The sequence below is a fragment of the Aquimarina brevivitae genome, from assembly GCF_004216895.1.
Taxonomy (GTDB): Bacteria; Bacteroidota; Bacteroidia; order Flavobacteriales; family Flavobacteriaceae; genus Aquimarina; species Aquimarina brevivitae.
This window is the reverse complement of sequence record NZ_SGXE01000001.1, coordinates 572,444-597,466: the sequence shown is the minus strand read 5'-3', so window position 1 is coordinate 597,466 and position 25,023 is coordinate 572,444. Positions and strand designations below refer to the sequence as shown.

Sequence of the window (25,023 nt, the reverse complement as noted above, 5' to 3'; positions counted from 1 at the left end):
TCTAATTAGATAAAATAAAAAACCCGTTTGTATACAAACGGGTTTTTAAATAAGAAGTATAATTTATTTATTTCTTGTCGTCAATCTTGGCATTATCCTCCTCTTCATCCTTAGAAGCATCTTTAAATTCTTTAATACCGCTTCCTAATCCTCTCATTAATTCAGGTATCTTTTTACCTCCAAATAATAACAAAACCACCACTACGATAAGCGCGATTTGCCAAGGTCCAAACATTCCTAGTATTATGTTAAGTGACATCATAATCTTTAATTTAAAATACAAAGTTACTAAGAATATCATTAATACGTTTTTTTTACTGTTAAAAATAAAGCGTAGTATGCTTTTTTATTGGATTTAGTTGCCATAAACTATTATTTATTTCGTTATAAACAGTAAAAAGGATTATCTGTATATTTGCGTAACGTTTTATTATGGGTAAGAAGAAAAAAGAACAAAAGAGAATTGCTAAAAAGTTACTGAATAAGTACCGATTGGTTATTCTTAATGAAGATACTTTTGAGGAGCGTGTTTCTTTTAAATTAAACAGGCTCAATGTTTTTGTAATCGTTAGTATTACTGGGATATTTCTTATTGCATTTACAACGATATTGATTGCGTTTACCCCATTGAGAGAATATATTCCCGGATATTCATCCACTTCATTAAATCTGAAAGCGGCTAAGCTCGAATCTACTACGGATTCCCTAAATCAAGTGATGCGTGTCAATCAAACCTATTACAATTCAATTCTTAAAGTATTGACCGGAGATGTGAAAACGGTAGAGTTTGATATCGATTCTGCCATTCAATCGCAAAAACTAAACCCTGAAGAGGTAGACTTAAGTCCATCTGAAGCAGATATTCAGTTAAGAGAAGAGGTGGCAAGAGAAGATAAATACAGTTTGTTTAGCGGAGATAAAACCGTAGCCGATTTTAGTTGGTTTCCACCAGTGGAGGGAACCATAACCTCTGGTTTTGATGTTAATGAAAAACATTTTGGAATTGATGTAGCAGTACCTAAGGATGCACCGATAAAATCCGCAGCCTCAGGAACTGTACTATTGGCTGAATGGACCGCAGATACAGGTCACGTCATAATAGTGGAACACGGTAATGATATTATCACAGTATATAAACATAACTCATCATTGACCAAACGTCAGGGAGAGAAAGTTAAAGCCGGAGAAGTAATAGCTACTGCAGGATCAACAGGAGAACTTTCTACCGGACCCCACCTTCACTTTGAGTTGTGGCGTAATGGTTACCCTACAGACCCTACAAATTTTATTGATTTTGAATAGCTTTTCAAATTAAACTCTTGATCACCAATGTCGCTAAAAAGTTTTGCTGCTAAGATTTTTGCTAATTATGTACAACGGAAGATCTCAAAATGGTCTTCAGATCCTATAGCAACACAACAAAAGGTATTTCAAGATTTAATCGCAAAAGCAAAACACACCACCTTTGGCAAGGACCATAATTTCAGTGAAATTACAGATCATAATTCATTTGTAACGAATGTTCCAATACGTGATTATGAGGCGCTTAAACCATATGTAAATCAAGTAGTAGAAGGGAAAGCAGATGTTTTATGGCCAGGTAAACCCTTATATTTTGCTAAGACCTCAGGAACTACAAGTGGCGCTAAGTATATACCTTTAACTAAAGATTCCATACCCTATCATATCGCCGCTGCACGAAATGCTATACTATGTTATATTGCAGAGACTGGAAAAACTGGTTTTGTAGATGGCAAAATGATATTTCTGCAAGGTAGTCCATTGATGCAAGAAAAAAATGGAATTCAGTTAGGAAGACTTTCAGGTATTGTTGCCCATTATGTTCCCCAGTACTTACAGCGCAATAGAATGCCAAGTTGGGAAACTAATTGTATTGAAGACTGGGAAAAGAAGGTAGATGCTATTGTAGAAGAAACTGTGGATGAGAATATGACGGTCATCAGTGGTATTCCACCCTGGGTACAAATGTACTTTGAAAAGCTTAAGGAAAGAACAGGCAAACCTATTGGCGAATTGTTCAAAAATTTTGAGCTGTTTATTTATGGAGGAGTTAACTATGCTCCTTATCGTGCAACTTTTGAAAAACTAATTGGTAGAAAAGTAGCTAGTATTGAATTATACCCGGCTTCTGAAGGTTTTTTTGCTTTTCAGGATAGTCAGGACGAAAAAGGGATGTTATTGCAGCTAAACTCTGGCATGTTTTATGAATTTGTAAAAGCAGATGAGTTTTTTGAAGATAATCCAAAACGAATAACGATCAAAGATGTCAAAGTTGGTGTTAATTATGTAATGTTAATTTCCACTAATGCTGGTTTGTGGGCATATAATATTGGTGATACGGTAATGTTTACCTGTACAAAGCCATTTAGATTGATCGTTTCAGGAAGAATAAAGCATTTTATTTCTGCTTTTGGAGAGCATGTTATCGGCAAAGAAGTAGAACAGGCTATAAAAGAAGCAGCAGAAGCATGTGGAGCTGCGATTAATGAGTTTACTGTGGCACCTCAAATAAATCCGACTGATGGAGAATTACCCTATCACGAGTGGTTTATTGAGTTTAAGGAACAGCCAAAGGACTTAGATACTTTTGCAAGGTATATTGATCAATTTCTTAGTGAACAAAATAGTTACTACAAAGACTTATTAGAAGGAAAGGTACTGCAACCTCTTAAAATAGCTAACATACCAAAAGAAGGTTTTCAGCAGTATATGAAATCTATTGGAAAATTGGGAGGGCAAAATAAACTACCGCGTTTGTCTAATGACAGAAAAATTGCAGACCAATTAACGAAGATGTTTTTATAATAAATTAAAAATTAGCTTACAGTAAGCAAATACTGGGTCTAAATTCTTTTCTATATCTTTGTGGAGAAAAACAAATGGCAAATTTAATACTACAAGGGAGAACCCGCGCTCAGGAAAGTTCTAGTGCTATAGAACGAATGTACATTACCATGCGTCATTTATTCAATCGTGGATTTTATAAGCCTATGGGTGTTTCTGGCGAAACCTTACGCGAAGGCTTACTTACCCTCCGACCAGAAATTTATGGTTCGATCGCAGAAGAAAAAGTGGAGCTAAGTGGATTGCTATATGTCATAGATCGCTTACCATACGGTATTGAAGAATGCAGATTTATTAATTTAACCAGTGATGAGGGATATAAGGACTCTCATTTCAAAGCTATTGTACCTCCAAAACGAAGACGAAACTGTTATCGCATCGATGAGGAACAAATGAATATTGAAATAACAAGAGGGCGATCCGAGATCTATGATATTTTAACGCACCTAACTTTTCTTTTTATAGAGTCTCATAAAATAATGAGAAGGGTAATTATCAATGAACAAGGTAATGTCACCCGTGATTGGGAAAAGTTGGAAAAAGCAGTAACCGTACAAAAAGATTTAAACCAAGCGGAGCGCGAAATAGCGCTTACGCATACAGCCAATATTTTAGGAAGAACATTCAAAGAGGTTTCAGCGGTATACAGCAACTTTTCTTGTCCAGAAAATAAAGAACGTTTTTTGCATATTATTTATTGGCTCGGCAAGTTAGCCATAGAAGAGTCTATAAAAGACAATAAGAGAATTGTAACGTTTAGTCCAGTACTTAGAGAACGATTGGGTCACCATATTCACGGAGAACAATGGGCAAATACCATAAAGAAAAAGTTAATAGACCTTAATCTTCTGGAACGACCATTACATATTATCAGTGCCAACATGCATAGTGTAATGAACACACTATATACTCCTATAGCACTAAGAACAGAATTAAAAAATAAAAATCGCTTCGAAATCTACGAACAACTTAGTAATTCCGGGAATACTAAATTACGAAGTAAAGTAGAAAAAGTAGCTATGAGCAAAGGTATGTACTTTATCGAAGATCAAAGTGGAGCTAACATCAATGTTCAGATATTTGACACTGCTCAATATGAGGGACCTTGGGCGGAATTAAGTCAAAATACTTCGATCGAAGAAAAACCTGTTTTAATGGTTATGGATTACGCCTTTGGGGAGCAAGCATATGAAACTATGGATGAACTATTAAAACCCTTTACAGATTCCACTGATAATAAAAAATATATCAATGTCAAATCTGTTTCTGTTATGGGTAAAGCAGGTATATTAGAAGGCGGAAAGGGCGATATTATGATTCCATCGGCACACGTTTTTGAGGGTACAGCAGATAATTATCCGTTTAAAAACGAATTAAAGAAAAAGGACCTTGAGGGTAATGGCATCAAAGTATATGACGGGTCAATGATTACTGTTTTAGGAACTTCACTTCAAAATAGAGATATTTTGAAATTTTTTCACGATTCTACCTGGAATGTCATAGGTTTGGAGATGGAAGGAGCACATTATCAAAAGGCCATTCAGGCGGCTTCAAAACTAAGAGGTAGTATCAGTGCTAAAGTTAAGGTACGATATGCCTATTACGCATCGGACAACCCATTGGAAACAGGAAGCACCTTGGCATCAGGTGGTTTAGGGACTACAGGGGTTAAACCAACGTACTTAATCACCGAAAAAATTATAGAACAAATATTTAGCTAAATATGAGTCAAACACCACAAAAGGATGACGAAATCTATCTAAAACAGCTTTTCAGTCCAATAAAATCTTTATTTAATGCGGTTTTATCCGCCTTAGTGGCTATTATCCAGTTTTTTATTAAGCGGGTTATACTATTTGGTAGTCTCATCATTTTAGGAGCGATAGTAGGATTTTTTCTGGATAAACAATTTGGTGATGTGGAGATTACCCAAAAAGTAGTCATACAACCACAAAACGAAACAGCGCTGTATGTTTATAATTTTTTTGAAAATCTTTCCAGTAGATTAGGGGATGAACAGTATGCGCGTCAGTTAGGGATACAGCCAACCTGGAGTGAAAACATAAAAAAAGTTGAAATAACTCCAATCGTAGCTATTGAAGATGTATTTGACAAATTGCATAATAACTATCAGGATAACGGTTTTTTGTATACCATTCAGGATTATTCCGTAAATGAATTGGCCGACGATAAGTTTATTCCTTTTTACAAATACCATCAAATACAAATTACCTTTAATGAGGTTAAAGAATATAACGGTCTGATTACAAAAAAGATTTTGGATCATTTATTGAACAATAATCACTTTAGTAAAGAGACGCAGTTAGAAGTACAGCAGGCAGAAGAGGAATTGGTAAGTAATAAAGCATCTCTAAACTTTATCGACAACTACCTTAACAAAATTAATAGTGAATCTTCGCAAAATAAGGAAAAGACGGTAGTGATTACTGATGATTCTGACACCCCAACCATTGCGGGTTTATTGAAGCAGAAAACGGCTCTGCTCAATGCGATAGCAAAAAACCAACAAAAAATTAGACTAACAAATAAACCGTTCAATGTCGTTGACAATACAGGAGTTGTAACCCTGGACAAAAAGGTTTATAAAAAATGGGTTGTACTTGTACCAGTTGGTTTATGTATTGTGGTTTCCCTATGTTATTTATTTTTCTTTTCTTACAAAAAAATGGAGCATAGATTAAACAATTAGCAAAGTGAAACAAAATATTTTAATTACCGGAGGGGCTGGATTTATAGGGTCAAACTTCATTAACTACAAAAGTAAGCAAGAGAATTGTTCACTGGTTAATCTTGATAAATTGACCTATGCTGCAGATTTAAATAATATACAAATACCACAAGAGGTAGCTTATCACTTTGTTGAAGGCGACATTTGCGATCAGGAGTTGCTGGAGGATCTTTTTAAAAAGTATGATATCAATACCGTTATTCATTTTGCCGCTGAATCCCATGTGGATAACTCTATTGCCGGTCCCAAGATCTTCGTGGACACCAATGTAGTAGGAACATTTAATCTGTTACAAACAGCCTATAATTATTGGATGCATAATCCAAATGAGTTCAAAAAAGGGTATGGTCAAGCTCGTTTTATCCATATTTCAACGGATGAGGTGTATGGTACACTAGGCAAGACAGGTTTATTTACCGAGGACACCCCTTATGCTCCGAATAGTCCTTATAGTGCTTCCAAGGCAGCTTCAGATATGTTGGTCAGAAGTTATTTTCATACCTATGGACTCCCTGTGATAACCACCAACTGTTCAAACAATTACGGACCTAGACAGCATAATGAAAAATTGATCCCTACAATAATACGAAAAGCTTTGAGTGATGAGCCCATACCTATTTATGGCGATGGTAAAAATATTAGAGATTGGCTGTACGTCTTGGATCATTGCAAAGGTATAGATCAAGTACTAAGCAACGGAAAATTGGGAGAAACCTATAATATCGGTGGAAAGAATGAAAGAGAAAATATTTATATTGCTGAAACTATTTGCGAGCTTTTGGACCGTAAGCAACCCAGACCAAATAATTTGCCTTATAAAGACTTAATAACTTATGTTAAGGACAGGCCCGGACACGACTACAGATATGCAATTGATGCTACTAAGATAGAACAGGAACTAGGTTGGCAAGCTGAAGAAAATTTTGAGTCTGGTATTGAAAAGACGGTAGATTGGTATTTGGAAAAATATCATAGTGGACTTAGCTAAAAATTAAACAAACTCACATGAAAGGAATAATCTTAGCAGGAGGCTCAGGGACTAGGTTACATCCATTAACACTGGCTATCAGTAAGCAATTAATGCCGGTTTATGATAAACCTATGATCTATTATCCCTTGTCCACATTGATGTCCGCTGGTATTAGAGAAATACTGATAATTTCTACTCCCCAAGATTTACCTTTATTCCAAAAATTATTGGGCAATGGAAAAAAGTACGGTTGTCGTTTTGAATTTGCTGTACAAGATGAGCCTAATGGATTAGCTGAGGCCTTTATTATTGGCCAGCATTTTATAGGAAAGGATAAAGTTGCCCTAATATTAGGTGATAATATTTTTTATGGGTCAGGTTTAGAACTACTGTTAGAAGAAAACAATGATCCTGAAGGAGGTATTATTTATGCGTATCACGTGCATGACCCTGAACGATATGGAGTTGTAGATTTTGATGAAAACGGAATAGCAATTTCTATTGAGGAGAAACCAAATAATCCAAAGTCAAACTATGCCGTTCCTGGAATTTACTTTTATGATAATGAAGTAGTAAAAATTGCAAAGCATATAAAACCCAGTAAAAGAGGTGAGCTAGAAATCACAGATGTTAATAAAGTATATCTTGAAAGTGGTAAACTTAGTGTAAGTATATTAGATAGAGGAACTGCTTGGTTGGATACAGGAACGTTTAATTCTTTAATGCAAGCCTCGCAATTTGTTCAAGTTATTGAAGAACGGCAAGGGCTTAAGATTGGCGCAATAGAAGAAGTTGCTTTTAGAAAAGGATTCATTGATAGAAGACAACTACAAGAACTGGCAAAACCATTGCTTAAAAGTGGCTACGGGGAATATTTGATGCAACTAATTCACTAATTACTTGTTATTCCAGACTCAATCTGCTAATCATAGATTTATTTCAACAAGATGCAAATAGAACAAACATATATTGAAGGTTGCTTTATCTTAAAACCTTCGGTTTTTAAAGATGATAGAGGACTATTTTTTGAAAGCTTTAATCAAAAAACTTTTGAAGAAATTACGGGCTTAAACATCAATTTTGTTCAGGATAATCAATCGGTGTCTAAAAAGGGAGTTATAAGAGGCTTGCATTTTCAAAAAGGAGAATTTGCGCAAGCAAAACTAGTTCGCGTGATTCAGGGCGAAGTATTGGACGTAGCTGTCGATTTGCGTAAAGATTCTAAGACCTTTGGAAAACATGTTTCAGTAAAGTTAAATGAGGTAAACAATTATCAACTTTTTGTACCGAGAGGATTTGCACATGGTTTCATTACATTGAGCGAGGAAGCCATATTTGCCTACAAATGCGATAACTATTATGATAAAGCATCAGAAACTGGCATATTATTCAATGATGCTCAACTAAACATTGATTGGAAAATGGATGAATCGCAAATTGAACTTTCCGATAAAGATATGATCTTACCACACTTTAAAGACTTAAATATTTAATGTAAAGTACTTTGTAAATCTATAAAACATACTACCTTTGCGGCACTTTTAAAGATCAATTTTAGTACATTATGAGCAATAAAGAAAACACTTCTGAAGAGATCGATCTAGGTCAACTATTTAAAATGATCGGAGATGGTTTTAAAAAACTGTTTAATTTAATTGGTAATATTTTTAAGGGCATTTTTCACGCTTTAGTGTTATTCCTGCAGTATATAAGAGCTCATTTTATCAAATTTGCAATTGCTGGTCTAGTCGGGGTCGGAATCGGTTGGTATTGGGATTCAGTGTCTGACCCAATTTATCGATCGAATATGGTGGTAGAACCTAATTTTAATAGTGTTCAACAATTGTACAATAACATTGAATTTTACAATGATTTGGCCAAAGAGAAAGAATTTCAATCTTTAGCTGAAGCTTTGGGAGTAGAACAAGAACTTGCGAGTACAATAAAAAAGTTTAAAATAGAATCATTTTCGGATCAAACCCAACGAATAAAGCAATTTAGTGATTTTATTAGTCAGTTGGATACCATTTCTCAGCAAAAAGTGGATTATGAAGATTATTTAAAGAATTTTAATGACATCAATTCTCGATTTCATAAAATAACCGTAGAAGCTACCAACCCTACGGTTGCTAAGAAAAGTCAAAGAAGCATTATTAGATCCATTGAAACTAACGAATACTTTCAATTACAAAAGAAAATAAATGAACTAAACCTTTCCGTTCAGGATTCTGTATTAACAAGTCAAATTAAGGAAGTGGATTCTTTACAAGGTTTTGTAAAAAAATTGAAATTGTTGGAGGCTAATAAAGCAGAAAGCAGTACGAGTATATCTATGGGCGAAGGCAAATCTGATGAGAACTTGGAGATACAGTTGTTAAATCAAGCATCTAGGTTTAAGGCTGAAATTGTTGCCTTAAATAAAGAAAGAGCAAAGACCCAAAATACAATAAACATCATTTCTGAATTTCCGCAAAAAGGCGTAAGGGTCAATGAGTTTTTTAGAAAGAAAAAAGTATTACTTCCCATACTATTAATTGGTCTTGTATTAATAACCTTAAGCTTATTGTCATTAAATAGTTTTTTAAAAACGTATTCTAATACTAAAGCGTAAGAACATATAAGTTTAACGATATGTCAACAAACATTGTGGTTACTGGATCCAACGGACAACTAGGTAGATGTTTACAGTTAATCGCAAAAAACGATAAGGATTGTAATTTTCAATTTTTAAATTCTTCAGAGTTTGACATTACGTCTAAAAATCAGATAGCTGAGCTATTTAATAGTAAAACAATTCAGTATGTGGTCAATTGTGCAGCCTATACTAATGTCGAACAAGCAGAAAAAGAACCTGAAAAAGCCTATTTGGTTAATGCTGAAGGTGTGCGATTATTAGCAGAAGCGTGTAAGGAACATAATGCAATCTTAATACATATATCTACAGATTATGTCTTTGATGGGTCTAAAAATACGGCTTACACCGAAGAAGACGTACCCAATCCTATTAATGAATACGGTAAATCAAAATTGGTTGGTGAAAAATATATCCAAGAAATATTGGAGCATTATTTTATTATCAGAACATCCTGGTTGTATTCACAATTTGGAAAAAATTTTTATAAAACGATTTTAGAAAAGTCTAAAAGCCAAGAGAAACTGACCATTGTAGATTCTGAGATAGGAACCCCTACCAATGCAAATGATTTGGCTAGGTTTATTCTAGATTTGATTACGATGAATTTTAATAATTATGGAATTTATCATTACAGTAATGAAGGGCAAGCAACCTGGTATGATTTTGCACACGAAATTTTAAGATTTTCTGGAAAACTTGATTTTATAAAGCTTGATAAGACAAATTATTATCCTAGTTTTGCAAAGCGTCCGAGTTATAGTGTTTTAAATAAGAAAAAAATAATTACATACACTAAGCATACCCCACCAAACTGGAAAGAATCCTTATTAAAAATACAAAAAATAGCATCATGAAACGCAATTTAATTGTTTTTGGAACCAGACCAGAGGCCATAAAAATGGCTCCTTTGGTAAAGGAGTTTCAGAAACATCAGGATAAATTTGAGACTAAAGTCTGTATTACCGCGCAACATCGGGAGATGTTAGATCAGGTTTTATCTTTTTTTGAGATCATACCTGATTATGATTTGGATCTAATGAAACCCAATCAAAATTTATATAGTCTTACGGCAGAAATTATTCAGAGTTTAAAACCTATTCTAGAAGAATTTAAACCTGATTTTGTATATGTACACGGAGATACCACAACAACGATGGCATCAAGTATCGCTGCTTTTTACTCTGGTGCTAAAGTGTGTCATGTAGAAGCGGGTTTGAGAACTTTTAATATGCAGTCACCATTTCCTGAGGAAATGAACCGATGTGTTACAGGTGTTGTTTCTAATATTCATTTTTCACCGACTAAAACTTCAAGGCAAAATTTAATCAATGAAAATAAATCTCCTGAATCAATTTTAATAACTGGAAATACGGTTATTGACGCATTACAGTTCAGTGTAGACAAGGTAAATACTGAGAATTTTGAAGATAAGGAAATTGAGGATTTAAGAAAGGATATTGAAAAAAATAAAAAGCTAATTCTTGTTACTGGTCATCGAAGAGAAAATCATGGACAAGGTTTTATTAATATATGTAAAGCATTAAAACAAATTGCTATTAATAACCCTGATGTCCAGATTATCTATCCAGTACACCTGAACCCAAATGTTCAAGAGCCCGTCTACGAACTATTGAGTGATATAGATAATGTCTGTTTAATTTCGCCACTTTCGTACCCTGCGTTTGTATGGCTAATGAATCAAGCGTTTATAATTATTACCGACAGCGGAGGGGTTCAGGAAGAAGCTCCGAGCCTAGGTAAACCTGTGTTAGTAATGCGTAATACAACAGAAAGACCGGAAGCTGTCGATGCAGGTACCGTTATATTGGTGGGTACGGATACGGAAAAAATAGTCTCAAAAGCTGAAAAGTTATTGAACGATAACGAATTTTACGACAATATGAGTAAGCTTCATAATCCCTATGGTGATGGAAATGCTTGTCAGAGAATAGTTGAGTTTATTGACAAAACAACCATGTGATTATTATGCAATTAACTGATGTCAGGTATAAATACACGAAGATTAGGCATTTTGCGTTAACTTATTTAAGTTTATTAACTGTATTTATAGGAACTGCTCAAAAAACATATTATGTTTCTTTAACAGGAGATGATAGTAATAGTGGTTTATCTCAAAAAGATTCTTGGAGAACTATCACGTACGCTGCCTCTCTAGAGAGCCCCGTTCTACCGGGAGATGTAGTTTACATAAAGGCGGGAAATTATGGCAACGAAAATGTTGTTTTTGAAACAGATGGTACGGCGAGGAATCAAATAACCTTTGAAGGATATTTATCATCTCCAGGAGATAGCCCAAAACTTAATTGGAATTATGGTGATAATCTAAATCCAAATGTTATGCCTCTTTTGGATGGAGGAGATAGAACTTGTGGGATAGGAATTACTTTAAATAATAGAAAGTATATTAATTTAAAGAATATCCAAATTAGTAATTATGAAATTGGTTTATATGCTTTAAAAACATATAAGGTTAACGTAAATAATATAGTTGCTATGTACTTTGGAGACGTTAATGAAGATTATCATGGAAAAGGCATTGCTTTTGGTTGGAAATATAATCAGTTTGTGGGTAGCCATAATACCATAGAAAACTGTATTGTATTTAATGCCTGTGCAGAGGGCTTATCCGCATATGGAAATAATAATAGAATAAATAATTGTAGGATTTATAGTGATGACAATTCAACTGGTCATAAAAGTGCAATGGATTATTACATACATGTTGGGGGTAATAATAATATTATTGAGAATTGTTATGTAGAGCGTATAGGAGATTTAAAACATAATGGACACGGTATAGATTTAAAGCGAGATTGTGAGAATAATATTATACGTAACTGTGTGGCAAAAAACATGAAAATTAACGGATACGAGTTACGACATCGTGGAGTTAGGAATAATCTAATTATAAATTGTAAAGCTATTAATTGTGGCTATACTGTTAGGGATGGTGCTAGTAATAATACTATCAGGAACTGTGTTGCTGATGGTGCTGACTCTGCTATTCTTTTTTTTGACACTACTGAGGATGAAGGAGCACAATATGCTGGTAGATACAATGTATTTGAAAATTGTATTTTTCGAAACACCAAGGAGAATGTGATAAAGTTTTTTCACTATAATCCGGCTACATTATCTATAATTGATAATAATACTTTCATGAATTGTGTTTTTGATGGAGGAGAATACTTGATTAACGCCGATAGAGAGAATATAGACAACAAAATGGTAAACTGTATAGTTACTAATGTTCAGAATTATTCAAGAAGTACATTTTTTTCAAGAAATCCTTTAGCCGTAAATTTTAATTTTGAATACTCTAATTTTTGGAATAACGGTTTTGAAAACCCAAAGGGTTTAAAGATTTATTCTTTTGATCCTTTATTTGTTGATGTAAATAATGGAAACTATCGTTTAGAATCAGAATCTCCTTGTATTGGTTTGGGTACTTCTTCAAAGGCCCCCAGGATGGATTTTGATGGAAACTTAAGAAATAAAAGAAAAATAGACATAGGTCCTTTTCAGTATAAAAAAGGCATAAAACTAGAAAAAAAGTAAAAAGATGAATCAACCAGAAGTTATAATGATTGGACTGGGGTATATAGGACTACCAACCGCAGCATTAATTGCTCAAAATAAAACCTATGTTCATGGTGTTGACGTGAACCCACTAGTAGTTGAGACTATTAATGCAGGAAAGATTCATATTGTTGAACCAGAACTAGATGAAGCAGTTTCAGAAGCGGTATCTCAAGGGTATTTAAAAGCAGATACAAAACCTGTGGCAGCTGACACATACCTTATTGTTGTTCCTACGCCCTTTAAGGATAAGAATGAGCCTGACATATCCTTTGTTGAGTCAGCTACAAGGGCCATAATTCCATTATTAAAAAAAGGAGATTTGTATATTATAGAATCCACTTCTCCTGTGGGTACAACCGAAAAGATGATGAAGTTAATTTACGAGGAGAGACCTGAATTAAAAAATAAATTAAACATAGCCTATTGCCCGGAAAGAGTTTTGCCTGGTAATGTGATGCATGAATTGGTACATAACGATAGAGTTATTGGGGGAATAGATCAAAAGTCTACCGAAAAAGCGGCAGCTTTTTACAGTCAATTTATTAAAGGAGCATTACATAAAACGAATGCTCGGACCGCCGAGATGTGTAAATTAGTAGAAAACTCCTCTCGAGATGTACAAATCGCATTTGCAAATGAACTTTCGTTGATTTGTGACAAGGCGGGAATTAATGTTTGGGAATTAATAGAATTAGCAAATAAACATCCTAGAGTAAATATTCTTCAGCCTGGTTGCGGTGTGGGTGGACATTGTATTGCAGTAGACCCTTATTTTATAGTGGCAGATTATCCAATGGAATCTCAAATTATTGGTAAGGCAAGAGAGATAAATAATTATAAATCATTTTGGTGTGCAGAAAAAGTGCAGAACGCTAAGTTAGAATTTCAGTTGCAACATGGTAGAAAACCTACAATAGCGTTGATGGGACTGGCTTTTAAACCAAACATTGACGACTTAAGAGAATCTCCTGCTAAATATATCGTTCAAAAAGTATTACAAAACGCTAATAATGAAGAATATTATATTGTTGAACCGAACATAGATTCACATAAGGTGTTTAAACTTACAAACTATCAAGACGCAGTGAATAATGCAGATATTATAGTTTTTTTAGTAGCACATAAAGAGTTTCATAATGTCAAAATCCTAGAGAGTAAAATGATTTTAGATTTTTGCGGTGTTACTAATGAATAAATCCTCAAAATATCCTTAAGGGAATAAAGTTTTGGTTAATTAAAGAAACAAATTATTAGCTTTAAATATAATCTGATTATGGAAAGGAAGTTTGGGGGAATCGTTATTTGAGGATTAATTGATTTTTATAATAGTACGAATATTTTGTATATCGTAATATAAAAAGAGCATTTTGGATTATTATAAAATGAAACGCTGGACAATATAAATTATTTAGTAATTAGGATTTTATGGATTCTTTGATAATCAAGAAATCCTACCTAAAATTACCTTGTTAAAATGAAAAAAGTTACGGTTAAAGAGTTAAAACAAACCGTCATAGATGGAGGATATTGTTCAGGTTGTGGAGTCTGTACTGTATCGAATAAAAGTCCTTTTAAAATGGAACTAACCAAACATGGCAATTATGAACCAGTTCTAAAAAACTCAGAAAGCGAAAGTGCTCCAATAGTGTGCCCTTTTGCGTCTCATCAAATAGATGAAGATGATATAGCTGAAGACCTATATTCTAAAGGTAAAGAAAACCAAGTTAATAAAAATAGTGAATTTGGTTATTTTCGGGATATTTATGCGGGTCATGTTAAGGAAGGAGAGTATAGAAATAATGGAAGTTCCGGAGGAGGGGTTTCTTGGGTTTGTAATGAATTATTAAGAACGAATAAAGTAGATTATGTAGTACACGTTAAAGAAGCTATTCAATCTGAAGAAGGTAAGTTTTATGAGTACTCTATTAGCACGAATTTTTCTGAGGTCGAGAGAGGAGCAAAATCAAGATATTATCCCATAACTATGGAAAAAGTATTGTCTTTTATAAAAGATAATGAAGGGAAATATGTTGTTGTTGGGATACCATGTTTTTTAAAAGGGTTAAACTTATTGAAAATTCAAGATCCAATTTTTTTTGAAAGGATAAAATATACGATTGCAATAGTTTGTGGACATTTAAAAACTACGCATTATCAGGAATCAATAATTAACCAGTTTGGACATAACACCAAGGAAGTAAAAAGTTTTGATTTTAGACATAAACTTGAAGGTAGATCTGCAGCGGATTATGGTACATTGATCAAACTAAAATCCAATTCAAAAAAAATTAAACGAAATAAAAAAATTTTTGGCACAAACTGGGGGTTAAATTTATTTAAACTAAAAGCTTGCGATTTTTGTGATGACGTAATTGGTGAAACGGCTGATATTTCTTTTGGCGACGCTTGGTTACCAAAGTATTTGGATGATTTTAAGGGCACAAACGTTATAGTTGTTAGAAGTGAAGAACTTTCATCATTAATTAAAAAAGGCCAAGATGATGGGAAATTACACCTTGAAATAATAACTGAAGCTGAATTATACCAGAGTCAAGCAGGAGGCTTTAGACATAGAAGAGAAGGTCTTAGCCATAGATTGCATTTGACAGATGAAAAAAGGGAATGGAGACCAACTAAAAGGGTATCTGCCGCTAAGCTAGATAATGAGAGAAGAGCAAAAATATATGAAAACAGAATGAAATTAAGGGAAATTTCATTTTATTCTGAAAATTTTGATAATATTAAATTATTAAAGAAGGAGCTTTTATCCAACATAAAGATTAATGATAAATTAAATGGAATAAATTCGATAAGAAAGATGATTTCTCGATTTAAGGTTTATTTTAATATTTAAATATGAAAAAAGTAATACGAGCGAAAAGGTTAAATATTATTTTGCTTGTTCTTCTTTTAACAACTATAGTTTTAGCTCTTTGTTAACTTAAAGCGTTTATGTAATATATTTCAGTATTTAGTATTATAAAACTCCTCTACATCTTAACTTAACATATGAATTCTTCCAAATTAATTTTAAAAAACACTTCATTTTTATATATAAAGATGATCATTACAATGATTTTATCATTGTTGATAACAAGAATTCTTTTAATTGAATTAGGTGTTATAGATTATGGTATTTATAATCTTATTATGGGAGTGGTTGGTCTTTTGGCATTCTTAAATTCGGCAATGGCTGTTTCAACTCAAAGATATTTGTCTTTTTATATTGGTGCAAAACAGCATTATAAGTTAAAGAAAGTTTTTTATTCAAGTATTTGTCTTCATTTGGGTCTTGCCATTATAGTTTTATTTGTTTTAGAGCTTGCAGGCCTTTTCTTATTTGATGGATTCTTGACTATTCCCGAGGATAGGACTTCAGCAGCAAAATTTATATACCAGTGTTTAGTAGCAACATCGTTTATCACAATAAGTTTTGTACCCTTTGAAGCATCTATTATTTCTCATGAAAAGTTAGTTTTTGAATCTATTGTTAGTATTATTGAGGTGCTTCTAAAATTGTTATCGGCCTTTTGTATTTCTTTAATTTTAGATAACAAGTTGGAGACATATGCATTATGTATTGTGGGGATTACTTTGATCACTAGAGTAATTAAGGCTTTTTATTGTTTTAAGAATTTTAATGAATGTCAATTATTTTTAAAAGGACTTTTTGATTTAAATATTTTTAAAGAAATGTCGTCTTTCGCAGGATGGAACTCTTTCGGAGCTTTATGTGGGGTGGCTAAAAATCAAGGTTTAGCAGTTATTATGAATTTATTTTTTGGCACTATAGTAAATGCAGCCTTTGGTATAGCGGCACAAGTGGGAAGTCAAATATTTAGTTTTTCGTCGAATATGCTTAAAGCTGTCAATCCTCAAATAATGAAAAATGAAGGAATGGGTGAACGAAAATCAATGATAACTCTATCTCTGAGAGCAACAAAATTTAGTTTTTTTCTTTTATCTTTTTTACTAATTCCTTTTGCTTTGAACATTGTGTTCATTTTCAAAATTTGGTTAAAAGATATCCCGGAACATACAATTATATTTGCCTTACTTTATTTAGGAGGAACGTTAACAAATCAATTAACAATAGGGTTGCAAACTGCAATTCAATCAGGGGGAAATATCAAATTGTATCAATCTATAGTAGGTAGTATATTACTTTTAAATTTACCAGTGGCATTTTTTATTTATTACCTCGGATATCCTGCTTATTATGGATTAATTTCATTTATTTTAATTGAACTTTTGGCTTGTTTTTTTAGGTTATTTATTTCAAGAAAAATTTTAGGGCTTTCAATAAGGCAATATTACAGAGATGTACTATTAAAAATTATTCCTCCTTTTGCGATAACCTTTATTATATGTGCAATTCCTGCTTTTATATTACCCCATAGTTTTGTTAGGTTAGTAGTCACAGGGATATTATCAATTTTATCTTATTCGCTAATGTTCTATTATCTGGGCATGGATCCTTTTGAAAGGGAACAACTAATAAAAATTAAGGAAAAACTATTAACATTTAAGAGATGAAAAAAAGTAAAGAGGTTGGCGTTTTGACATTTCATTACTCTAACAATAATTTTGGAGCATTACTACAAACTTTTGCTATTTTAAATACAATAAAAAATATTGGTTTTAATGTTAAGATTATTGATTTTAAACCAACGCCAATTAATAGTGTAAAACAGCGACTATTCGATTTTATAAGGTTTGCATTAGGATATAATTTTACAAGGTTTAGAAGGGAATTTATAGATATTCAAATGATTGAGGGTAATATACACGATTTAAATAATAGATTCGACACATTTATAGTAGGGAGTGATCAAGTATGGCGCTATAGAGATGAGCATAACAATTTATGTAGATATTTTTTTGATTTTGTGAATGACGAGAATAAGAAAATATCATATGCAGCAAGTTTCGGACTGGACAAATGGCACGGTAGGGATGAAATTACTGGAAAAATAAAAGAATTGGTTAAACGCTTCGATAATATATCTATTAGAGAAGCTTCTGGAGTAAAGATATGTAAGGATATTTTTGAAGTTGAAAGTGAACTAGTTTTGGATTCCACCCTGCTACTAGACAAAGATAGTTATGAGAATATTATCGGTAGTAAATACAAAAATAGAGAGTGTAAAAATAATTTGCTGTCCTATATGCTACTTGACGATACTAACAAAAACCAAACTTTTTTTAAATCATTTGCTAAAAGACATAATTTAAAATTTAGAAAGCTGAAGGGAAGAAAAATTTCCAATAAATACGATTTTTGGCTATTTAACAGCGTTGCAAAGTGGCTATATCTAATAAAAAATAGTGAGTTTGTTGTTACTGATTCGTTTCATTGCACCGTTTTTTCAATAATATTTAACAAGAAGTTTATTGTACTTTCAAACCCTAATAGAGGGCTTACCAGAATTGAAAATTTGTTAGCACTTATTAATAGAAAAGACAGATTGTTTTATAATTTGGAAAGTATAGATGAAAAGGTACTAAGAGATGATTTTGATTATGTGGAGATTGATAAAATAATTGAGAAAGAAAGAAAAAAATCTATAGGTTTTCTTGAAGTTAGCTTAAGAGGTCAAAAGTAAATTGATTGACAATTTTTTTGACTGTAAAACTAATTGGTTTATGAAAAAGAAAGTATGTATTTTAAGATCAGGAGATATCACTTTTATCTCTAGAATTCACAGAACAGCTTTGGCTCTTCAAGAAAGTAATAAATATGATGTAACCACTCTAAGTATAACGCCAAGAGATAATGTAAAAAGGAGGGACTATATTTATAAAATGAGCTACGTAGATATTAAATCAAGGGTTTTTAAAAGCTCTATATTTTCGATATTACGTATATGTGAGGGCTTGACAAAATTGTTTTTCAAAGCTCTTAAACAAAAAGCAGATCTATATATAGCAATAGGAATAGAGGACCTGATAATAGTGTATTTAATCTCAAAATTAACAGCAGCCAAATTTATATATTCAGCAAACGAATTAGAAGGGGATAGAAAAAGAGTAGCTAACAAAAAACTTAATAGAAGCCTAAATAATTTTATAATAAGTTTAGAAAGAAAAATGCTCATAGGTGCTGAGTCAGTAATTGCTGCAGATATAGAAAGAGCAAAATTGATGCAACGGTGGTACAAGCTTGATACGGTAGAAGTAGTCCGCAATGTGCCCATACCGGAAAATATTTCCAGTAGTGATTTGATAAGAAAGAAACTTGATCTCCCTCAAAACCAAAAAATATTGTTATATCAGGGTATGTTGTCTCCTGGAAGAGGCTTAGAAGTAACCATAAAAGCATGTTCTGAAATTGAATCAGAAGACTTTTGTTTAGTTCTCCTGGGTTTTATTTCTAATACATACAAAGAGAAGTTACTAGATTTAGCAAGCCAGTATAATTTTAATAGATTATATATTTTACCAGCTGTACCTTGGAGAGAATTACTGTACTGGACTAAAAGTGCTGATGTTAGTATTGTACTTATCGAAAATGTTTCTATAAGTTATTATTTAGCTGCTCCAAATAAACTTTACGAAAGTATCATGGTGGGAGTGCCATATATAGCAAGTGATTTTCCCGAAATCAATCATGTCCATACCATTTCTAAATCAGGAGTTTTGGTTGATCCAGAAAATATAACTGGGATATCAAAAGCTATACATAAGCTTATAAACGATCAGTTATTTTATGAAGAATGCGTAGAGAACTCACTAAAAGCGAAGAATATCTTCAGTTGGGATGTTGAAAAGGAGAAATTACTGCGTATTATCAACAATATTTTTTTAGAGTCAAAATCAAATTACTAACAATCAAATAACTTGAATTATTATGTTTTTAGCTTATAGTATATACCTCTTTTTATTGGTAATATTATATGTAGCAACAGCTCATAATAATAAGTTACTCATGCGCACGAATCATAATTTTGGGTCTATAGAGGAAAGTAGTTTACTTTGGAAATGGCCTTTGTTTTTGGGCTTTTTAATTCTTGTTTTGGTTGTGGGGTTTAGGTATAATGTTGGAGTAGATTATATCGGTTATTATAATGATTACTATAACATAGGATATGCGCATCACTGGGAAGCCAAAATGGCTAGATATGAATTCGGCTTTGAATTCATAATAAGGACGTTGAGATATTTTAATTTTCGTGTATGGGCTTTATTTACTCTTACAGCGATAATCATATGGTATTTTTTTATACAGAGTTTTAAGGTATTTCCTTTTCTTTTAAAATGGGGTTTTTTTTTCGCCTTTACCACTGGCTTTTTCTTTGCATCTATGAATGGAATGCGTCAGACTATGGCCTTAGTTATATATATGTATGCTATAAAATATATAGAAGAAAAATCAATTTTAAGATATACATTATTATGTGTTCTAGCTTTGTCATTTCATACAAGTATCATCTTATTATACCCATTTTATTTCTTCATTAATAAAGTATCTTTTACTCACTATAGATATTTAATATTTTATGTGTTATCATTTGCCTTGGGTAATAATTTGGATATAAAGGAAATTGTCGTCTTTGGTGTAGGACTTTTTCCTAAGTACGAACATTACACTGATAGATTTTTAGAAGATTTTCAGAATCCCGTATCCGGTGGACTTGGGAATATTTATATTTTTATAGTAGGTTTTATAATAATTTTATTTTCGAGAGATATTTTAAAAAAGATACCTCGAATGAAAATTCATTACAACCTTTTTTTTATAGGTTCAATTTTGTTTAATTTCTTTTGGCGCTATGACATATTAGGTAGAATAACCTATTTATTTATTTGGTTCAAAATATTTTGTTTGGCAGCTTTGGCTTTTTATTTTGGAAAATCAAAATCGTCCTGGTTAATCTACTTGTTGATAGTTACCCAATTCATTATGTTTATTTATAAAATATACAAGGGAGAAAACCTATCTTCTCCATTTCAATTTTAAATTTTTTATTATATGATAAATATATTAAGGTATATATTGGCGAAAACCTTAAAAAAAATAAAAGGAAGCGCTATTAGAAACTCAAAGATAGATTCCACTTCAAAGGTGGAGGCAGGTTCAAATATAGTTAATACTATAATGGGGAAACATTCTTTTTGTGGTTATAATTGTGAAATTACAAGTGCAGAAATAGGTTCCTTTTGTTCCATTGCAAATGGTGTAATTATTGGAGGGGGAATGCATCCTTACCATTGGGTTTCAATGTCTCCAGTATTTTATAAAGGAAGAGATAGTGTAAAAGCAAAATTTTCTGAGCATAATAGAGAGCCAGTAAAAAAGACTGTAATAGGGCATGATGTATGGATTGGTCAAAATGCTTTAATAAAACAAGGAGTAAATATTGGAACAGGTGCTGTTATAGGAATGGGTAGTGTCGTAACAAAGGATGTTCCCCCATATACTATAATGGGCGGTGTCCCGGCTAGGCAAATTAAGAAACGATTTCCAGAAAAGATGATCGTTGATTTGTTAAATTCAAAATGGTGGGAATTAAACGATAGAAATCTAACTAACTTTGCAAGTCATTTTAAGAACCCAGATGAATTTATCAAACGCTTTTCCAAAGACTTAAATAAGGAAAAACAGTTATGAAGAAGAAAATATTATTATGTTATAACTATATATTACATTATAGAAAACCTCTATTTAACCTTTTAGCGGAAAAATATGAATTGGTAGTATTGCATTCTGGAAATAAAACAGTTGAAGAAACAGATAAGTATTCAGAGTTAATATTTCCCTCAAAAGAAATAGGGCCTTTTTTTATTCAAAAAGGAATATTAAGTGAAGTCAAAAAGCAAAATTATGATTATATAATATTACTTTTTGACTTAAGATGGATTAATACAATAATTTCTATTTATTCTCATAATAAGAATGCAAAATTAATTTTATGGGGAGCTTGGCTAACCAATAGCAAAATTGCAAATAAAGCTAGACTTTATTTGTCAAAAAAGGCTGATGCAAATATATTCTATACTCAAAAGTCTAGAAAGGATTTTGTTAATATGGGACTTACTGATAGAAAAACTTACGTTGCAAATAACACTTTTGACGTAAGTAATACAATAAAATCTTTTGAAAATAAAAAAAAGAATAAGATTCTATTTGTTGGTAGCTTAAATCAGAGAAAACAAAACGATATACTGATTAAAGCATTTTCGAACATTTTGAGTAAAATTCCAGATTATATAAATTTAATATTTATCGGAGACGGTTCTGAAAAAGAGAAGTTAAAAAATATTGTTGTAGAAAATAACATTGAGAAAAGAGTTTTTTTTGCAGGAAGATTAGAACATGTTGCTGAGCTAGAAAGTTTTTATAGGGAAGCTATTGTTTCCGTTTCCTTTGGTCAATCTGGCTTGTCTGTTTTACAAAGTTTAGGTTACGGGGTACCTTTTTTGACAAAAATCAATTCTATAAGCGGAGGCGAAAAAACAAATATAAAACATGAAGTGAACAGTATATTTTGTGAAGATTCAATAAAGTCCTTAGAATTTTATTTGATCAAATTATGCACGGATATTGAATATGCAAGAAATCTTGGAAAAAATGCATTTCAATATTATTCTGAATTTTGCACAATGAAAAATATGTATCAAGGCTTTTTGGATGCTATTGAAAACACAAACCTAAGTAATATAGATTATAAAGAATAATTATGAACAGAGAATATCAAATATGTACGAATTGTGTCATGGATACAACGGATTCAAAAATCGTGTTTGATGAACATGGAGTTTGCGATCATTGTAATACCTATTATAAAGATATTTTACCCAATTGGCATACGGACGAAAGAGGAGAAAGGGAATTAAACGATATTATTTTCAAAATTAAAAAAGAAGGAGAGGGCAAAGACTTTGATTGTTTAATGGGTATGAGTGGAGGAATAGATAGTTCTTATCTATTATATGCGATGAAAGAGATATATGGTCTTCGTCCTTTGGTTTTTCATGTAGATGCAGGATGGAATTCTCAAATTGCAGTAAATAACATAGAACGTTTAGTAGATGGGTTAGGCCTGGACTTATATACAGAGGTTATTAATTGGGAGGAAATAAAGGATCTTCAATTAGCCTTTTTTAAATCTGGTGTTCCACATGTTGATGTTCCACAGGATCATGCATTTTTTGCAACAATGTATAAATTTGCCTCTAAGCATAAAATAAAATATATCCTCACAGGAGGTAATTACTCTACAGAATGTGTTAGAAATCCATTGGAATGGATGTATTATCAGTCAGACTCTATTCAATTAAAAGATATTTATAAAAAACATGGAACAGGGAAATTAAAAGATTATCCTGTAACCAATATTTTATGGCATAAAGTATACTTACCATATTTTAAGGGAATAAAATTAATTAGACCTTTAGATTATATACCGTATCATAAAGAAGATGCTATGCAATTATTGGTAGATAAATTTGGTTATCAAAAATACCCTCAGAAACATTTCGAGTCACGTTTTACAAGGTTTTATGAGGCATATTGGTTGCCGAAAAAATTTGGATTTGATACTAGAAAGGTTCAGTTTTCTAGTTTAATTCTTACCGGACAAATGACGAGAGATGAAGCAATAGATGAATTGAAAAAACCTGCTTATGATCCGCAGACAATCAAACAGGATTTTGAGTTCGTAGCAAACAAATTAGGAATATCTGTTGAAGAGTTACAAAGCTATATGGATGCACCTAATAAAACATATAAAGATTATAAATCTCAAGAGAACATTTATAATATTGGAGCTAAAATGATGAGAATTATTGGTTTAGAAAGAGGAGGTAAGAGATGATCAAAATAGTTAATTATGGATCTGGTAATATACAGGCTATATTAAATATTTACAAACAGTTAAATGTAGAATGTTATGTCGCTAATACTCCAGAAGAATTGAAAGGTGCAACCAAGCTAATTCTACCAGGTGTAGGAGCATTTGATGAAACGATGGATCAATTGCTTAAATCAGGATTTCAAAAGGAATTGGATAGATTAGTTTTGGAGGAGAAAGTACCAACAATGGGTATTTGCGTTGGAATGCAGATTTTAGCCAAAAACAGCGAAGAAGGTGAGTTAAAAGGGTTAGGTTATATTAATGGGGTGGTAAAAAAATTTGATATTGATTTATTTGATGAAAAACCTTATTTACCGCATTTAGGATGGAATTCGATAAAGCCTACAAAACCGCACAGGATATTCGAGAATATTGACTTCGATCACGGGTTTTATTTTCTACATACGTATTATTTTTCTTGTGAATCTTTGGAAAACAGATTAGCAAGTACTTATTATGGAAATGAATTTTCTTCTGCAGTAAATAACAATAATGTCTTTGGCATGCAATTTCATCCTGAAAAAAGTCATAGTAATGGTATTCAATTGTTTAAAAATTTTGCTAACCTATAATTTATGTTAAGATCACGAATTATACCTTGTCTTTTGGTTAGAAATAAAGGGCTGGTAAAAACTGTACAGTTTAAGGACTCCAAGTATGTTGGAGACCCTATAAATGCAGTTAAAATTTTTAATGAAAAAGAAGTTGACGAGCTAATGGTGTTGGATATAGATGCAACTAAAGAAAATCGTAAACCTGATTTTAAAATGATACAGAATTTAGCAAATGAGTCTAGAATGCCTCTTTGTTATGGTGGTGGAGTAAAAACTGTTGAAGATGCTAAACAAATTATTCATTTAGGAGCTGAAAAAGTTGCACTTAGCTCATCAATTATTAATAATCCGGATTTGATTGCCGATATTGCCGCAGCTGTCGGTGTGCAAAGCGTTATTGCTGTTTTGGATGTCAAAAAAAAAGGACTTTTTGGTAAATACCAAGTATATACACACAATGGAACCAAAGCAACTGGAAAAGACCCAAAAGAATTGGCAATGAAGTTTGAGAAATTGGGAGTGGGAGAAATTGTAATTAACTCCATCGATAATGATGGTATGATGAAGGGTTATGATCATAAGTTAATAGATGTGGTAAGGTCTTGTATTAATATTCCTATGACTGTTTTAGGAGGTGCAGGAAGTTTAAATCATATTAGAGAAATGATTAAAAAGCATAAAGTGATAGGAGTTGCAGCTGGTAGTATATTTGTATTTAAAGGAAAGTATAAAGCTGTATTAATTAACTACCCTAATCGTAAAGAGATTAAAGAGTTATTAAATTGATCTAA

Annotated in this window: 23 protein-coding genes; 22 read left to right on the top strand and 1 reads right to left on the bottom strand. The window is 32.3% G+C overall.

The features are described 5' to 3' along the window. Positions 1–67: 67 nt before the first annotated feature. A complete protein-coding gene (gene tatA, locus EV197_RS02510; protein WP_130285163.1) occupies positions 68–262 on the bottom strand; it encodes a twin-arginine translocase TatA/TatE family subunit in 195 nt (64 codons plus the stop codon). Positions 263–432: 170 nt separating this feature from the next. On the opposite strand from tatA, the gene EV197_RS02505 reads away from it, so the two are divergent. From EV197_RS02505 to EV197_RS02400, 22 genes are all read left to right on the top strand, one after another. Continuing rightward, positions 433–1,302 carry a M23 family metallopeptidase gene (locus tag EV197_RS02505; RefSeq protein WP_130285162.1) on the top strand — a complete coding sequence of 290 codons (870 nt, stop codon included), beginning with the start codon at positions 433–435 and terminating at the stop codon, positions 1,300–1,302. 27 nt (positions 1,303–1,329) lie between these two features. Next, positions 1,330–2,826: a GH3 family acyl-acid amido synthetase gene (locus EV197_RS02500; RefSeq protein WP_130285161.1), complete on the top strand. Its 1,497-nt coding sequence runs from the start codon at positions 1,330–1,332 to the stop codon at positions 2,824–2,826. Positions 2,827–2,900: 74 nt separating this feature from the next. Beyond that, positions 2,901–4,586 carry a DUF6909 family protein gene (locus EV197_RS02495; protein WP_130285160.1) on the top strand — a complete coding sequence of 562 codons (1,686 nt, stop codon included), beginning with the start codon at positions 2,901–2,903 and terminating at the stop codon, positions 4,584–4,586. Between the two features lie 2 nt (positions 4,587–4,588). Next, positions 4,589–5,575: a hypothetical protein gene (locus EV197_RS02490; RefSeq protein WP_130285159.1), complete on the top strand. Its 987-nt coding sequence runs from the start codon at positions 4,589–4,591 to the stop codon at positions 5,573–5,575. A gap of 4 nt (positions 5,576–5,579) precedes the next feature. Continuing rightward, positions 5,580–6,602 (top strand): dTDP-glucose 4,6-dehydratase, encoded by a 1,023-nt coding sequence (rfbB, locus tag EV197_RS02485; protein WP_130285158.1) that lies wholly within the window; start codon positions 5,580–5,582, stop codon positions 6,600–6,602. A gap of 17 nt (positions 6,603–6,619) precedes the next feature. Beyond that, complete coding sequence (gene rfbA / locus EV197_RS02480) at positions 6,620–7,480, top strand: glucose-1-phosphate thymidylyltransferase RfbA (RefSeq protein ID WP_130285157.1); 861 nt, start codon at positions 6,620–6,622, stop codon at positions 7,478–7,480. A gap of 51 nt (positions 7,481–7,531) precedes the next feature. Further along, positions 7,532–8,077 (top strand): dTDP-4-dehydrorhamnose 3,5-epimerase, encoded by a 546-nt coding sequence (gene rfbC / locus EV197_RS02475; RefSeq protein ID WP_130285156.1) that lies wholly within the window; start codon positions 7,532–7,534, stop codon positions 8,075–8,077. A 71-nt stretch (positions 8,078–8,148) separates the two neighbouring features. Further along, positions 8,149–9,195, top strand: coding sequence for a hypothetical protein (locus EV197_RS02470; protein ID WP_130285155.1), 1,047 nt, complete (start codon positions 8,149–8,151; stop codon positions 9,193–9,195). A gap of 20 nt (positions 9,196–9,215) precedes the next feature. Next, positions 9,216–10,073 (top strand): dTDP-4-dehydrorhamnose reductase, encoded by an 858-nt coding sequence (gene rfbD, locus EV197_RS02465; protein ID WP_130285154.1) that lies wholly within the window; start codon positions 9,216–9,218, stop codon positions 10,071–10,073. Beyond that, positions 10,070–11,200, top strand: a complete 1,131-nt coding sequence (gene wecB, locus EV197_RS02460; RefSeq protein WP_130285153.1) for a non-hydrolyzing UDP-N-acetylglucosamine 2-epimerase — start codon at positions 10,070–10,072, stop codon at positions 11,198–11,200. Before rfbD ends, wecB begins: the two co-directional genes overlap by 4 nt. A 5-nt stretch (positions 11,201–11,205) precedes the next feature. Further along, positions 11,206–12,798, top strand: coding sequence for a right-handed parallel beta-helix repeat-containing protein (locus tag EV197_RS02455; protein ID WP_130285152.1), 1,593 nt, complete (start codon positions 11,206–11,208; stop codon positions 12,796–12,798). 4 nt (positions 12,799–12,802) lie between these two features. Continuing rightward, positions 12,803–14,017 (top strand): UDP-N-acetyl-D-mannosamine dehydrogenase, encoded by a 1,215-nt coding sequence (gene wecC / locus EV197_RS02450; protein ID WP_130285151.1) that lies wholly within the window; start codon positions 12,803–12,805, stop codon positions 14,015–14,017. A 279-nt stretch (positions 14,018–14,296) separates the two neighbouring features. Beyond that, positions 14,297–15,676, top strand: coding sequence for a Coenzyme F420 hydrogenase/dehydrogenase, beta subunit C-terminal domain (locus tag EV197_RS02445; protein ID WP_130285150.1), 1,380 nt, complete (start codon positions 14,297–14,299; stop codon positions 15,674–15,676). Between the two features lie 155 nt (positions 15,677–15,831). Then, complete coding sequence (locus EV197_RS02440) at positions 15,832–17,358, top strand: MATE family efflux transporter (protein ID WP_130285149.1); 1,527 nt, start codon at positions 15,832–15,834, stop codon at positions 17,356–17,358. Beyond that, on the top strand, positions 17,355–18,428 hold the full coding sequence (locus tag EV197_RS02435; RefSeq protein ID WP_130285148.1) for a polysaccharide pyruvyl transferase family protein: 1,074 nt from the start codon (positions 17,355–17,357) through the stop codon (positions 18,426–18,428). Before EV197_RS02440 ends, EV197_RS02435 begins: the two co-directional genes overlap by 4 nt. A gap of 40 nt (positions 18,429–18,468) precedes the next feature. Next, complete coding sequence (locus tag EV197_RS02430) at positions 18,469–19,650, top strand: glycosyltransferase (protein WP_130285147.1); 1,182 nt, start codon at positions 18,469–18,471, stop codon at positions 19,648–19,650. A 100-nt stretch (positions 19,651–19,750) separates the two neighbouring features. Continuing rightward, positions 19,751–20,782, top strand: coding sequence for an EpsG family protein (locus EV197_RS02425; protein WP_207224188.1), 1,032 nt, complete (start codon positions 19,751–19,753; stop codon positions 20,780–20,782). 12 nt (positions 20,783–20,794) lie between these two features. Further along, positions 20,795–21,433: a CatB-related O-acetyltransferase gene (locus tag EV197_RS17280; protein WP_130285145.1), complete on the top strand. Its 639-nt coding sequence runs from the start codon at positions 20,795–20,797 to the stop codon at positions 21,431–21,433. After that, positions 21,430–22,500 carry a glycosyltransferase gene (locus tag EV197_RS02415; protein ID WP_130285144.1) on the top strand — a complete coding sequence of 357 codons (1,071 nt, stop codon included), beginning with the start codon at positions 21,430–21,432 and terminating at the stop codon, positions 22,498–22,500. The genes EV197_RS17280 and EV197_RS02415 overlap by 4 nt, the downstream gene beginning before the upstream one ends. A gap of 2 nt (positions 22,501–22,502) precedes the next feature. After that, complete coding sequence (locus tag EV197_RS02410) at positions 22,503–23,639, top strand: N-acetyl sugar amidotransferase (protein WP_130285143.1); 1,137 nt, start codon at positions 22,503–22,505, stop codon at positions 23,637–23,639. After that, positions 23,636–24,250: an imidazole glycerol phosphate synthase subunit HisH gene (hisH, locus tag EV197_RS02405; protein ID WP_130285142.1), complete on the top strand. Its 615-nt coding sequence runs from the start codon at positions 23,636–23,638 to the stop codon at positions 24,248–24,250. The genes EV197_RS02410 and hisH overlap by 4 nt, the downstream gene beginning before the upstream one ends. A 3-nt stretch (positions 24,251–24,253) precedes the next feature. Further along, positions 24,254–25,018 carry an AglZ/HisF2 family acetamidino modification protein gene (locus EV197_RS02400; RefSeq protein WP_130285141.1) on the top strand — a complete coding sequence of 255 codons (765 nt, stop codon included), beginning with the start codon at positions 24,254–24,256 and terminating at the stop codon, positions 25,016–25,018. Positions 25,019–25,023: the final 5 nt, after the last annotated feature.

What these genes read in the sequence shown, in the direction of transcription:
- tatA (WP_130285163.1), bottom strand. Translation starts at nt 262, where the DNA reads ATGATGTCACTTAACATAATACTAGGAATGTTTGGACCTTGGCAAATC.
- EV197_RS02505 (WP_130285162.1), top strand. Translation starts at nt 433, where the DNA reads ATGGGTAAGAAGAAAAAAGAACAAAAGAGAATTGCTAAAAAGTTACTG.
- EV197_RS02500 (WP_130285161.1), top strand. Translation starts at nt 1,330, where the DNA reads ATGTCGCTAAAAAGTTTTGCTGCTAAGATTTTTGCTAATTATGTACAA.
- EV197_RS02495 (WP_130285160.1), top strand. Translation starts at nt 2,901, where the DNA reads ATGGCAAATTTAATACTACAAGGGAGAACCCGCGCTCAGGAAAGTTCT.
- EV197_RS02490 (WP_130285159.1), top strand. Translation starts at nt 4,589, where the DNA reads ATGAGTCAAACACCACAAAAGGATGACGAAATCTATCTAAAACAGCTT.
- rfbA (WP_130285157.1), top strand. Translation starts at nt 6,620, where the DNA reads ATGAAAGGAATAATCTTAGCAGGAGGCTCAGGGACTAGGTTACATCCA.
- rfbC (WP_130285156.1), top strand. Translation starts at nt 7,532, where the DNA reads ATGCAAATAGAACAAACATATATTGAAGGTTGCTTTATCTTAAAACCT.
- EV197_RS02470 (WP_130285155.1), top strand. Translation starts at nt 8,149, where the DNA reads ATGAGCAATAAAGAAAACACTTCTGAAGAGATCGATCTAGGTCAACTA.
- rfbD (WP_130285154.1), top strand. Translation starts at nt 9,216, where the DNA reads ATGTCAACAAACATTGTGGTTACTGGATCCAACGGACAACTAGGTAGA.
- wecB (WP_130285153.1), top strand. Translation starts at nt 10,070, where the DNA reads ATGAAACGCAATTTAATTGTTTTTGGAACCAGACCAGAGGCCATAAAA.
- EV197_RS02455 (WP_130285152.1), top strand. Translation starts at nt 11,206, where the DNA reads ATGCAATTAACTGATGTCAGGTATAAATACACGAAGATTAGGCATTTT.
- wecC (WP_130285151.1), top strand. Translation starts at nt 12,803, where the DNA reads ATGAATCAACCAGAAGTTATAATGATTGGACTGGGGTATATAGGACTA.
- EV197_RS02445 (WP_130285150.1), top strand. Translation starts at nt 14,297, where the DNA reads ATGAAAAAAGTTACGGTTAAAGAGTTAAAACAAACCGTCATAGATGGA.
- EV197_RS02440 (WP_130285149.1), top strand. Translation starts at nt 15,832, where the DNA reads ATGAATTCTTCCAAATTAATTTTAAAAAACACTTCATTTTTATATATA.
- EV197_RS02435 (WP_130285148.1), top strand. Translation starts at nt 17,355, where the DNA reads ATGAAAAAAAGTAAAGAGGTTGGCGTTTTGACATTTCATTACTCTAAC.
- EV197_RS02430 (WP_130285147.1), top strand. Translation starts at nt 18,469, where the DNA reads ATGAAAAAGAAAGTATGTATTTTAAGATCAGGAGATATCACTTTTATC.
- EV197_RS02425 (WP_207224188.1), top strand. Translation starts at nt 19,751, where the DNA reads ATGCGCACGAATCATAATTTTGGGTCTATAGAGGAAAGTAGTTTACTT.
- EV197_RS17280 (WP_130285145.1), top strand. Translation starts at nt 20,795, where the DNA reads ATGATAAATATATTAAGGTATATATTGGCGAAAACCTTAAAAAAAATA.
- EV197_RS02415 (WP_130285144.1), top strand. Translation starts at nt 21,430, where the DNA reads ATGAAGAAGAAAATATTATTATGTTATAACTATATATTACATTATAGA.
- EV197_RS02410 (WP_130285143.1), top strand. Translation starts at nt 22,503, where the DNA reads ATGAACAGAGAATATCAAATATGTACGAATTGTGTCATGGATACAACG.
- hisH (WP_130285142.1), top strand. Translation starts at nt 23,636, where the DNA reads ATGATCAAAATAGTTAATTATGGATCTGGTAATATACAGGCTATATTA.
- EV197_RS02400 (WP_130285141.1), top strand. Translation starts at nt 24,254, where the DNA reads ATGTTAAGATCACGAATTATACCTTGTCTTTTGGTTAGAAATAAAGGG.